Below are 13,420 nucleotides of genomic sequence, written 5' to 3'. Positions count from 1 at the left end.
ACCCTTTAATTTTAAACCATTTAATTTTTATAAAAGTTTAGAAATAACATTTTGGACGACGGCTTTTCGCAGTATTTAAATAGTAGCCAATCGATATTTCATGCGAGCCGTAATCGTAATTACCGAGTTTATTCGAGCTATAATCATAGCCATAGCCAATCCTTAAGTTAGACTGTACAAAAAATTCTGCAATTAAGCCTATTGCACTCCTGTTTCTCACGTCAGTCTGAAGTAGGGGTTTGGGATATAATTTAACAGAAGTCCGGTACACTCCACCAAGCCATAATCGTTCCCGGATCATCATAGAAGCATTAAGATCCAGGGAGGTTGGTCCATTAAGGTCATCTTTGATTAAAAAAGATGGCTTGAATAAAAAGTCATTGTTCATCGGAAAAACCATTCCGGCGGTTAAATAAAAATGTGGCTTACTGGTAATGCTTAATAAACTGTTATCCTGAAAAAGCGATAAATATTGCGACAACAGGTTATTCGCGGAAAATCCAACAAAAAATTTCTCATTAGAATAATGAACCCCGGCTCTGATGTCTGGAACCACCCGACTTTCAAATCCTGTTGGAATCCTGTTATCCCCGGATTCTGTAGGATCAAGCAAACTACCGTTTAAACCCATCTGCATCACGCCTACTCCCACGCCAAAGGCCAGAACATTTGTTTCAGTCCGGTCTATGGTAGTAATGGCTGATCCACCACATTGGATATTGGCCCGCTATTCCAGGTAATACTATAAGTGGTTGGGGTATTAACCGGATTATTATAAGTGACCTCGGTTGAAGTTAAACCTTCACAAATTCCAGGATCCGGGCCAAGTGCCAGATTGGGCTGAGGCGTAACATTGATATTGAAATCGACTGCTTTAGCACAATAAGTGGCGTCTCCTGCTACACTGTAAGTAATAACAACAGCACCAGTCGTTAATGCGGTAACCTTTCCTGTGGCATCAACTGTAGCGACAGTCGCATCTGAGCTACTCCAGACTCCTCTTGCATAAGTATTGCCGAGCGTTTGCACCGTACCACCACATATAGTGGTTTGGCCGGTTATGGCAGGAACCGGTGCAAACTGCTTTACCGTAGCAGTAACTGTTTTAAGTCCACCGGCATTTTTACAACCTGTCAATATATTGATGGCTTCAACGTAATAATTTGTTGTAGCTGTTAAAGTTGGTGTGGTATATGTTGAACCAGTAGTGATTGGAGTACCACCGGAAGCAGAGGTATACCAGTTGTATCTATAAGCAGCATCCGGACTATCAACGGATAGCATTGCAGTAGAACCTGCACAAATTATTACCCCATTCAGCACTAACGGAGGTAAGGGGTTAACTTTAAGTTTTACCCTTAAACGCTCAGACACGGCGGCGACACAATAGGTACGGCTAGCCTGTACATAGTAATTATAATCGCCTGCCACGAGATTTAAAGGTGGGGTATAAGTCAGGCTGGTGGCTAATAAATTGCCTCCTGTTTCTGCATCATACCATTTGTATTCTGTACAACTCTGCGGATTCTGCACTGAAAACGTTGCTGTTTCGCCCTGGCACACCACTCGCTCATCAGCTGTTGATGGATCAACCAATGTTCGAGGCTTAGCTAGTTTCCGTTTAATATCTAACACGCTCAATCTACTGAATGCACCAGTTAGCCCACCCATTGTAATTGCAAGACGATCGTAAACATCTGTTACGAGAAAAGTTAAAATATATTTGTCAGCTGAGCCTGGCAAAAGCTTTAAGTTTAAAAAAGTCCCGCTATTATCAAAAGCAGGCCCAGCTTTGGTACCATTGAGATAGGGCTGTATCGTAAAACCTGTTAAAAGGCTCAGATCCAATAATGTACCTCCAGGGTTCTGCAAAATAATAGTAACAGAATCAGCGGGCTGGGAAGGTTTATTGAAAATTGTAGTCAAGTAAACCTGGTTCAAAACAGAAGCTCCAACATCAATCAATGCAAAGCTATTTGGATCGGAATCGATTGCATTGTAGGGATTGGTGACTGTTCCGGTTAAGTTTGCAATCCCCCCCAATGGAGTAGGCTTTACTCCTGAAAGCACATCAATTGCCTCGTCGCAGTTAATATCTCCCGTACTAAGTTCCATGATATAGGCATGAAATATTTTCATCGATAATGCCGTAGAAATTACAGCGGCATTAATTTTGACATAAACTCCATTGAAATTTGTAGTCGGTGTAACGATAATTTCCATCTCTCCACCCCCTCCGATCACACCCGCTAGATTTGCCGAAGTATATATAGGAGTAGTAGTAGCTTTATAACCTGCTTCATTTCCATAACCAACACCTAGGGAGGGCGAGGAAGCAGGAACAGCATACGGATTGATGAAACTTCCAACTTCGAAACTACTTAGCAAGCCTAGCAACTCTTTAGGTAAAGACAATTTCAGTGTAACCGGGGTGCCAGCTGGAAGGGTTCGTCTGCCAGCATCCGTCCCATTTGTGGTAAACTCAAGAAACTGAGTAGCAGAACCTGTTAATCCTAAAACACCGACAGGCACCGATAAGGTTGATGCATCTTTTACCTGACCATTAACTGCATTTTGTGCATCCGCAATTGTCCCATGCAGTTTACCACCTAGTATCTCAAACCCATCCAGATAATAGCCCTGAAAATCAGCATAAGTCCGCTTTGTATTTTCACACTGCGCATAAATCAAGGCAGGTAAAAAACACAGGGCAAACATCGGGAAAGAGAAAATAGAGCGACTTTTCAATTTCGGCTTAGTATAGGAACGGAAAAATGGTTGTTTGTTTGTTCGGTAACGTAGACAAAAGTACAGCCCTGTAATGCCATATTAGTCATTCACTTTATTCATAAAACACGCATAACTCATTGGAAAAGCGGGTTTTATTGATAAATATCAAATAACCTTATTCATCTGACATATGATTTGTACTTTTACCGGTACAATGAAATTTTTTGCTTACCTGTTTAGTGCTTGCTTTATTCTGCTATCTTGCTTAAGTTGCAAAGACAGTGAGGATTTTGCTGAGTATAAAAAAGATAGACCGGTATATTCAGTACTTAAGAATCATGGACATCAGGCACAACAAGATAATTGCTCTCCTTTATGCTCCTGCAACTGCTGTGGCCAGTCGCTGCTTGATCTATTTATTGTGCAACAATTTGATTTTTTCCAACCTGATCCTGTAAGCAAAAAGAAAACACTTCACAGTGATGAGTTCATTTCGAATTATCATCAGCGTATATGGCAGCCGCCAAAATTGAATCCGTTTTACAGTTAAACTGAAAAATGAAGGTGATCATTAAAATCACCCAGTATTCAATACCTAATAAATTCACATGCGAAAAATTATATTTACGCTATGCATAATACTATGCGTAGTGAATGTTTATGCACAAAACAGCTTCCGTGTTTTGGTCAGGGACAACGAAACTAAAAAAGCGATCAGCGGCGCTACCCTATTAATTAAAGGAACCACATTAATTGCAAAAACTGCTGAAGACGGAATTGCCGTATTCCAGCAAATTCCCAGCGGTAAACAAACCATCATCATCAGAAATGTAGGTTACACTGAGCAAACTGCGAGCATCTCCTTTCCTGTAAAACAGGATGGACCTTTAGAAATTCTGCTGTCAATCGCAGAGGATGAACTTGAAGAAGTAATCGTTTCATCTACCCGAACAAGCAGAACAATCCAAAACACACCAACCCGGGTGGAAACAATTGAGCTGGAAGAAATCGATGAAAAAAGCAATATGCGCCCTGCAAATGTTTCCATGATCCTTCATGAAAGTACAGGGATTTCGGTTCAACAAACTTCAGCCACCAGTGGCAATGCCAGTATCCGTATTCAGGGGCTCGACGGAAGATACACCCAACTCTTAAAAGATGGTTACGCCAGCTTCGGTAATTTTGCCAACGGACTAAGTGTACTGGAAATCCCACCTTTGGATTTGGCACAAGTCGAGATTATTAAAGGCCCATCCTCAACGCTTTTTGGTGCAGGAGCAATAGCCGGGGTAGTCAATTTCATCTCCCGGACACCAAAAGAAAAAGCGGAATATAATTTCATCCTCAATCAATCCAATGTTGGTCAAAGCAATATTGGGGGATTTGCCATGCAGCGAAATCGAAGGTTCGGGTATAGCCTGCTCGCGCTTGGGAACTTCCAAAGTGCTTATGATGTGGACAAAGACGACTTTACCGAACTGCCAAAATCCAGGGATTTTACTATCCATCCCAAGCTATTTTTCTATCCCAATGAGAAAACGACCTTCATTATTGGCAATTCCTTTACCAGGAGCAACAGAACCGGTGGAGATATTTTTGTAATTACCGATGGTGTTGATCTGAACCACCGCTATTTTGAAAAAAACAGCAGCATTAGAAATACCACAACAGTAGATTTCAGCTATCAGACCTCTGAAAAAGATCTACTCAGGGTTAAAACCAGCTTCAATTATTTTAATAGAGGAATCGATATTCCAGACTACAGCTTCAAGGGGAAAAATTATAATTCTTATACCGATATCAGCTACCTGAAAAACATTAAGAATAATAGCTTAATTTTTGGTGCCAATGTGGTTTATGATGAATTTAACGAACATAAAGTAATAGGTTCAGTAGCCCGGGATTTTACGACTAAAACCGCCGGGGTTTATGCACAGGACACCTGGGATGTGTCGGATAAGTTTAAATTGGAGAGTGGATTGAGACTGGATGTGGCTCAATATTTAAATACCTACTACGAAAAGAAACAGGCATTTTTATTACCAAGGATATCAGCCTTGTATAAATTCAGCGATAAATGGAGCTCCAGGATTGGTGGTGGCTTAGGGTATAAAACCCCTACGCTTTTCACCGAACAAACTGAAACTTTTCAATATCAGAATCTTTTGCCTTTAAACAGCGTAAAGGCAGAACGAAGTGTAGGTGGAACAGCAGATGTCAACTACAAGACCAGTATTAGTGAAGATTGGCTGGTTAGCATTAACCAGATGTTCTTTTACACCCGAATTAACAATTCTACCATTTTGCTCCAAAACGCTAATGGAAACTTTCATTTTGAAAACACGGCACTTCCTGTTAACAGTTCAGGATTTGAAACCAATGCAAAAATAATTTTCCACGAGTATTTTAAGCTTTTCGCAGGCTATACCTTCACCGCAGCCAAAGCGGAATATCTACCCTTGATCCAGGATATACGGTTGCTTCCAAAAAACAAGGTTAATCTTGCTTTGCTGTATGAAAAAGAAAGAAACTTTAAAATGGGTTTGGAAGGATATTTTACAGACAGCCAGTATTTGTACAATAACAACCAAACCAGTCCGTTCTGGGAGTTTGGCTTTATGGCAGAAAAGGTATTAGGTAAAATTTCAGTTTTTGTTAATGCAGAAAACTTCACCGACACCAGGCAAAGCAAATACAAAAGCGTTGTAAACGGATCACACTTAAACCCTGGCTTCGATGATATCTGGACCCACACCGAAGGCAGAACTTTCAATGCAGGCATCAAATTAAAACTGTAAAATACAGGCAGAAAAATAAAGTCAAATAAAACTTGCAGATGAAGTTACTTATCGTATCTTTGCACCCACTTTGAATGCTTCCACTTCAAAGTGGAGAAAGCCTTTCAGCAATGAAAGGCTTTTCTTTTTTTACACTATTTGCTTTTAAAAATCACCACTGCAAGCGGCGGAAGATGAATGTCTATTGAATATTTCTGCCCATTGAACCCATCTTTACCGGGAACAATATCTCCTTTGTTATTAATACCACTTCCATAATAAATAATGTCGTCGGTATTGAACAGCTCTTTCCATTTCGTTGCAAACGGAACACCAATACGAAAGTTTTCCCTCACCACCGGCGTTAAATTAATGGCAATCACTAAAGTGTCTTTAGCTTTGGGGCCTTTACGCATAAAAGTAAATACCGATTCATTGGAATTATCGGCATCGAGCCACTCAAAACCCTCATAACTAAAATTGAAATGGTAAAGGGCCGGCTCTTTTCTTAAAAGAAAATTCAGGGCTTTCACTGTTTCCTGCAAACCTTTGTGAGGGGCAAACTTCAACAGGTGCCAGTTTAATGACTGTGTGAAATTCCACTCACTGGTATCACCAAACTCATTACCCATAAAAAGGAGTTTGGCTCCGGGATGAGTAAACATGTATCCGTACAATGCCCTTAAATTCGCATATTTCTGCCAATCATCGCCCGGCATTTTATATAACATGGGCGATTTGCCATGCACCACTTCGTCATGTGAAAATGGAAGCATAAAGTTTTCAGTAAAAGCATAGGTCATACTAAAACTTAATTGATGGTGATAATGCTTACGTCCAAGCGTATCCACCTTGAAATATTTCAAAGTGTCATTCATCCAGCCCATCATCCACTTCATACCAAAACCCAGCCCACCTGCAAACACCGGGTGGGTAACGCCAGGATAAGTACTGCTTTCCTCTGCAATGGTTTGGACACCTTCAAAGTTGCCATAAACGGCAACGTTTAAGTCCTGCAAAAACTGTATGGCTCCGAGATTTTCGCTGCCACCATATTCATTGGTTGCAGCATCATCACCTTCCCGTGAAAAGTTAAAATACAACATAGAGGCTACCGCATCCACCCTCAATCCGTCAGCGTGGTATTGGTCGAGCCAAAACAATGCATTACTGATTAAGAACGAGCGCACCTCATTTCTGTCATAATTGAAGATATACGACTTCCAGTCGGGATGAAAGCCCTTACGCATGTCGGCATGTTCGTAAAGATGCGTACCATCAAATTCATAAAGCCCGTGCCTGTCGCCTGGAAAATGCGAAGGGACCCAATCTAAAATAACCGCGATATTGGCTTTATGGAGTTCATCAATTAAAAACATTAAGTCTTGTGGAGAACCATATCTGGAGCTTGCACCAAAATACCCGGTAATCTGATAACCCCAGCTTGGGAAAAATGGAAATTCCATTACCGGCATTAATTCTACATGGGTAAAGCCCATTTCCTTTACATAGGGAATAAGTCTGGAAGCTACCTCCCTGGCATTTAATACCCTGTCCGGGTTCTCCGGATCCCGCTCCCATGAGCCCAGATGAATCTCGTACACTGAAATGGGTCGGTCCAGCGCATTTAACTTAGCACGCTTATTTAACCAGGATTTATCTTTCCAGCTATAATCGGTATCCCAAACAATGGAAGCCGTTTGTGGCGGATGTTCCCATCTTCTGGCGTAAGGATCTCCCTTTAAATGCTCTGAATCATCAAAGCCCTTAATAAAATATTTATATACCGTGCCTTTTCCAAGATTTGGAATGAAACCTTCCCATATCCCTGATTTATCCCAACGTTTATTTAAAGGGTGAGACTGGTTATGCCAGTCATTAAAATCCCCCGTAACATTTACAGCTTTTGCATTAGGTGCCCAAACTGCAAAATAAACACCCTTTTCTTCTTCAACTGTGACAAGGTGTGATCCCATTTTGTTGTAAAGCCTGAAATGCTTGCCTACCAAAAACAGATCGACATCGTATTCTGAAAATAAGCTATATACCCAAACAGGGTCCGATCGATCAATCTTGGTTTTTAAAGTTTTTACAGGCGCATTTTTTGCTTTTGACATAGGTTGGTTTGGCTAGATAGATGAAGCCCCAATGCTAAACAGCATCAGGGCTTAAAAGATTTACAAACTTGAGATTTGTATTTCGTTGAAGTTTTTATTGCATTTGAAGTGCAGTACGTTGTGGTCATCCAGATGAAACTCCTTCACTTCCTGATTATCCACAATTACTTTGGTAACGTGAAATTTAACTCCGATAATGTGGCAGGCATAAAATTCATAGTTTGGCGTATATAAGCCTTCAACACGCTGGTTAACCTTTAGCCACTGCGCATCACTTTTCACGGTAAATTTTTTCTCCAGATAAATATCCTGCTCAAAAGCAAAAGTATCACCGTGGTCTTCATACATATATGAGTTAACCTCATATTCACTATGATAAATATTCAAAGCTACTTCAGTGATGGCTTTTTCGTCTACATATTGCATTACCGGATATTCCGGAATTACCGAACCTGCTCTGACAAACATAGGCATGCTATCGATTTTCGCATCAACAGTATACTCATTTCCACCTTCCAGTACTTCAGTGGTCCAGAAGTTATACCAGGTTCCTTTAGGCAGATAAACTTTTCTTGAGATGGCTCCCTGCTCCAATACCGGGCAAATCAGAAGTTTATCTCCGTAGCAGAATTCATCCTGACGGAAGCTGTTGCTGATATTTTCCTGCTCCAGCATTACCAGTGGCCGAAGGATAGGAAAACCGTAACGGTGATGTTCCCAGAACACTGAATAAAGGTATGGCATCAGGCGATACCGCAATTCAATAAACTTACGGTTAATATTCTCAAAAAACTCGCCGAAACTCCATGGCTCACGTTCTGCAGTATCACCCGCTGAGTGCGCGCGCATAAAAGGAGAAAAAGTACCGAGCTGAATCCAGCGGGTAAATAATTCCCCGTCAGGCTCTCCACTAAAACCACCAATATCAGTACCACAGAATGGAACCCCTGATACAGATAAACGCTGGCATTGAATGTTTCCGATTTTCAAATGTTCCCATGTGGCAATATTATCACCTGTCCAAACACTGGCATAACGTTGCATACCAGAGTATCCGGCCCTTGTGATGGTAAACGGACGCTTATTGCGCATGAGTTTTTTTAGTCCCTCATAAGTAGAGCGTACCATTTGCATACCATAAACATTATGGGCTTTCCGGTGCGAACCTCTATAGCCATCATAGTTATGGCGTACATCATTCGGGAAAGTTCCTGAACCAAAAACAGCAGGCTCATTCATGTCATTCCAGAATCCTGCTACTCCCATATCAACCAGCTCCTTATATAAATTACCCCACCAGGTTCTTACCTTAGGGTTGGTAAAATCAGGGAACTGACAACGTCCGGGCCAAACATGCCCTTCCATATAATAATCATCACTTCTGCGGCAGAAAAATCGTTTTTCTTTGCCTTCTTTAAATACCCAGTAATCGTCATCAACCTTTATTCCCGGGTCAATCATCACTACCGTTTTAAAACCATCGTCAGATAGTTCTTTGATCATTCTACGCGGGTCGGGAAAATATTTTTTGTTCCAGGTAAAGCAGCGGTAGCCATCCATGTAATCGATGTCAAGATAAATCGCATCGCAAGGAATTTTTCTGTCCCTGAACTGTTTGGCTATTTCTTTAACCTTCGTTTCCGGATAGTAACTCCACCTACATTGTTGGTAACCTAATGTCCATTTAGGTGGCATCGGATGGGTTCCTGTAAGGGTTGCATAACGTTTTACCACATCCATAATATGAGGTCCGTGGATGTAATAGTATTGCAACTCCCCTCCATCGGCCCAGAAGCTCGTTTTACTTACGTCTTCACTACCAAAATCAAAATAAGATTTGAAGGTATTATCGAAGAAAATACCATATGCAGCCTGATTATGCAAGCCTATGTAGAATGGAATGGTCCGGTATAAAGGATCCTGATTCCAACCGAAGGAATAAGCATCGGTGTTCCAGTTCTCGAACCGGCGTCCACGAAGGTTAAAGTTCCCCGATTTGTCGCCCAGTCCAAAGAAGTTTTCTTCAGGATGGCATTTCTTAGTGGCATAAATATAATAGCCTCCAAAATCAACGTTCTCTTCCCAGTGCATGGAGTTGGCTTCTTCAACCATCACCAGATTGGTAATGTTATCTGAGAACGAGATGTGGAAGTTTGCTTTCTCTATCTTACAGGTAACTGCACCGGTTGAGATGGTATAGTATTCATCATGTTCCTGCATTTTAAAAACAGAAACCTTCTGATCTACTTCGGGTACGGCATAAGAAAAGTCTTCCAGAAAAACTCCATGCGGAGCTAAACGAACGCGGATAATTTCATCGCTTACAATACGAACCTCCACCCTTGCGTCGCCATCAGAAAAATAAAAACGATTGCCCTCTTTTTTAACTTTTTTTACCTCGCCAAGGTATTGTTTAACAATTGGCTTAACCGATATATCAACTGGGTTATTTAAGTGTTGTATTTCCTGCTCTTTTTCGATCAGATCACTTACTTCGTTCGGTTTATCGTTTTGCGCTTCCATCCTTAATTTATGTCAAAAATTTAAAAATACTTCTTCTAAAACTGAGAACGCTTAAGAAAGTACTATAATACAAATATTTTATAAAAGGGCTGTAGTAAATTTATAAATGGCGAATATAATCACGTGAATGGATTTAAATAGTCAATAAGTTTAAAGCAATCATCATCTATAACCAGACGCACTATTCCCACTGTAATCCCTGATTCATTGAATAGAAAGCCTTTATAAATCTGAATCTTCAGAAAGATCACCCATAAAAAAAGCTTCCCGAAACAGGGAAGCTTTTTCAACAAAAACATTCAAGTTCAGGCAATCTATGGATTGAAGGTAAAAGCAAGATAATAGATCGCACCTGCCTGAGGGTTTCCGTATGAAGTGATGTAATATTTGTTTAAAATATTTGAGCCTCCAAGTTTAACAGTAGACAGTACAGAAGGGATTCTTAAACTCACCTGTGCATCCATCGTACTAAAGGCAGGAACCTGTCCTGCAGCGAATGAAGAATTCCAGTAAAACTGGTCTTGCCAGCGGTAATTCACATTGAATCCAAAGTTTTTAACAATTTCCCGATTACCCAAGCCTAAGTTATAGCGAACTTTAGGGGTATTGAAATCATTGATGTAATTCGCCGGAAGGTCACCAATCTGATTATAGGAAACGTTACCACTCACATTCCATTTTTCAATTACGTAATCCAAACCTAAAGCGGCGCCATAAGAAGTCACTTCACCTTCTGCATTTACAGGAACGCCGTATTTCACGAAACTACCGCTACGGTTTTGATATACATTTACAGCGGTGATGAAATTTTTATATTGGTTGTAATAACCATATGCATCGATCAACAAATGTGTTCCGAGTAAGCCTTTATAACCAATTTCATAAGACTTTACACTTTCAGGCCGAACCCCTCTTGCATCAAATGTATATTTTTGCAACAAGGTTCCTGCGGTAGGGCTGCCTGCAATCGCAGCGGCCAGATATGCCCTGTAGCTGCTTTCAGTATAGCCTTTAGTAGCTTCGGCGCTCAAACCATACTTATCTAAAAACTCAGGCAAGCCACCAATTAATCTTTGTGATCCGCCCCCTACTGATAAATCTATGTATTGGTTTTGGGTTGTCGGATTGCGATAACCTGTTTGAAAAGAAACACGGATATTATTGTTTTTAGCCACTGTAAAAACACCGGTAATCCTTGGAGTAAAACGTCCTTCAAAATTAGTACTCTTATCATATCTTCCAGATACAGTAAGCTTGAAAATTTCACCAAACTTTTTACCTAGTTGTGCAAAGCCACCATATTCATCAATGTTAATTTTGCGGTTCAAATCATCGAAGATTGTACCGCCTGATCTCAACTGGTAAATTCTCGATGAAGCACCAACCTGTAATTCCACTACATTCTTCAGCGCATTACTGAAATTGTACATTCCTTCGTAATGGTACAGGTTTGTTTTGTCATCAAATTTAGCACCGTATATCCCTTTGCTTGCATCGCTTGCACTAATGGTCGTATTCATAATCTGCTCTTTTGCAGTCGCGAAATTTGGCGAGCCGGGAGCGTAACGTGTCGCATCAGCATTTGCCCTGGCTGCTGCCTGGGCAGCAACATCACTGGCTCCCTGAGACCGGGCTGCAGAATAGGCAATGGTATAAGTAGGAAACCAGGTTGAAGCAGTAGGACTTGATTTCTCATTAATATAACTTCCTAAAATAGAAGCAATGTACGAATCACCCGAACGCTCCTGCGTGGTATAGCCCCTTAAAAAGAAATCCTGCCCTTTTAACTCCAGTTTATACTGCCCGATGTTAAAGTTTCTCAGCGAATAACGATCCGAACCTGTATACACAGATGTTCCTGTTCCCCAGTTGGCCTGCGCTATCAGCTGAATGGTGGGGGTAAAATTATAATAGGCCGCCCCTGAAACTTTCATTGATTCTGTTTTATAGTCTACCAGATCTTCCTCGTTGTAACCAGTACGCGATACGGTTTGGCTAGGCGTAGTATTTTTGTTTAAACTATACATCACACCTAAATAGGGCAGTGCCGGCCGCAAAGCAGCATAAGCCGGAATTGTATTCACCATATTAACGATCTGGGCATACGTCGCGCCACTGCTTATTAATCCATTAAAGCCGGCAAAGCCGGCTGGAGAAGCAGCCTGAAAAGCAGCCTGCACTGATCTTGCGGCCCCTAAAAGATTTGAATTCACTTCATCTCCGTAAACATTCACACCATCATAGCCCGGATCTGAAATCCTGTCCCCCGGCTTTACGCTGTTTGAAACCCTGTCGTAGTTAGCGTAGTTATTGCCAAACCAGTCTTTAGCCTGAAGGAATGAAAAAGCACCCTTTATCCCGAACTTATTATTCCAGGATTTAGCCACACGAACATCAAGCTGATTGAACGGTTGAACACTACTGTTGTCGTCATTTACATGGTTAACCCCCGTTTTATACTGAAAACTGGCGCCCTGATATTTAAAAGGATCTTTCGAAGTCATCAGCAATGTACCATTAATCCCCCCGGCACCGTACAATGCAGAAGATGCGCCGGGAAGTAGTTCTACATTATCCACATCAAGCTCTGTAATGCCTACAATGTTTCCCACAGAGAAATTAAGCCCTGGGGCCTGATTATCCATCCCATCAATAAACTGATTGAAACGCGTATTTCCATTGGAATTGAAACCCCTGGTATTAATCGATTTAAAAGTCAAACTCTGGGTACTGCCCTCTACTCCCTTCATATTGGTAATCGCATCATAAAATGAGGGAGCTGCAATTTCCCTTATTGATGCTGCGCTCATTCTTTCAATAGAAACCGGCGACTCCAGGATACGTTCGGGGGTTCTGGATGCAGAAACCACTACATCTCCGCCAAGAACAACAGCCGTTTCCATTTCAAAAGTAATACCAGCTGTAGATCCGGTTATCTGTTGCTCTACTGTTCCAAAACCCACATATGAGGCGACTAATGTAAAAGGAACCTTCGCCGTTGTAGTAAATGAAAAACTTCCGGTTGCCGATGTAGCACCACCCCCGGCTTGCCCTTTTATGGTTAAACTTACTCCGGCAAGACCTTCTTTGGATTGCTTATCTCTTACCGTTCCGCTAACGGTAATATTCTGTGCCTGTGCAACGAAGTTAAGGATGCACATCGAAATCGACACAAAAAAGATTTGTGTAAAAATTCTGCTCATAAATGATCGTAGATTTGGTTGTTTGTCTAATTAGTTATCTAAACTTAAACCCTTTTTTTCACTTAAGCAA

The 13,420-nt window shown here is 41.2% G+C and carries 7 protein-coding genes; 2 read left to right on the top strand and 5 right to left on the bottom strand.

What is annotated here, in order from left to right; translation table 11 throughout:
- Positions 1 to 37 precede the first annotated feature (37 nt).
- On the bottom strand, positions 38 to 652 hold the full coding sequence (locus AC570I_RS01180) for a PorP/SprF family type IX secretion system membrane protein (protein WP_497403649.1): 615 nt from the start codon (positions 650 to 652) through the stop codon (positions 38 to 40).
- A 32-nt stretch (positions 653 to 684) separates the two neighbouring features.
- Positions 685 to 2,748, bottom strand: coding sequence for an Ig-like domain-containing protein (locus tag AC570I_RS01175; RefSeq protein WP_497403647.1), 2,064 nt, complete (start codon positions 2,746 to 2,748; stop codon positions 685 to 687).
- A gap of 172 nt (positions 2,749 to 2,920) precedes the next feature.
- On the opposite strand from AC570I_RS01175, the gene AC570I_RS01170 reads away from it, so the two are divergent.
- Positions 2,921 to 3,280 carry a DUF6660 family protein gene (locus AC570I_RS01170; RefSeq protein WP_497403646.1) on the top strand — a complete coding sequence of 120 codons (360 nt, stop codon included), beginning with the start codon at positions 2,921 to 2,923 and terminating at the stop codon, positions 3,278 to 3,280.
- A gap of 58 nt (positions 3,281 to 3,338) precedes the next feature.
- On the top strand, positions 3,339 to 5,528 hold the full coding sequence (locus tag AC570I_RS01165) for a TonB-dependent receptor (protein ID WP_497403644.1): 2,190 nt from the start codon (positions 3,339 to 3,341) through the stop codon (positions 5,526 to 5,528).
- A 134-nt stretch (positions 5,529 to 5,662) separates the two neighbouring features.
- Here AC570I_RS01165 and glgB read toward each other — a convergent pair whose 3' ends face one another.
- From glgB to AC570I_RS01150, 3 genes are all read right to left on the bottom strand, one after another.
- Positions 5,663 to 7,624: a 1,4-alpha-glucan branching protein GlgB gene (gene glgB, locus AC570I_RS01160; protein WP_497403642.1), complete on the bottom strand. Its 1,962-nt coding sequence runs from the start codon at positions 7,622 to 7,624 to the stop codon at positions 5,663 to 5,665.
- A 60-nt stretch (positions 7,625 to 7,684) separates the two neighbouring features.
- Positions 7,685 to 10,147: a glycoside hydrolase family 31 protein gene (locus tag AC570I_RS01155; RefSeq protein WP_497403640.1), complete on the bottom strand. Its 2,463-nt coding sequence runs from the start codon at positions 10,145 to 10,147 to the stop codon at positions 7,685 to 7,687.
- Between the two features lie 314 nt (positions 10,148 to 10,461).
- Positions 10,462 to 13,350 (bottom strand): TonB-dependent receptor domain-containing protein, encoded by a 2,889-nt coding sequence (locus tag AC570I_RS01150; RefSeq protein WP_497403638.1) that lies wholly within the window; start codon positions 13,348 to 13,350, stop codon positions 10,462 to 10,464.
- Between the last annotated feature and the right edge of the window lie 70 nt (positions 13,351 to 13,420).

It is taken from the genome of Pedobacter sp. A2324 (assembly GCF_059693705.1).
This window is presented reverse-complemented; position numbering and strand designations above follow the sequence as displayed.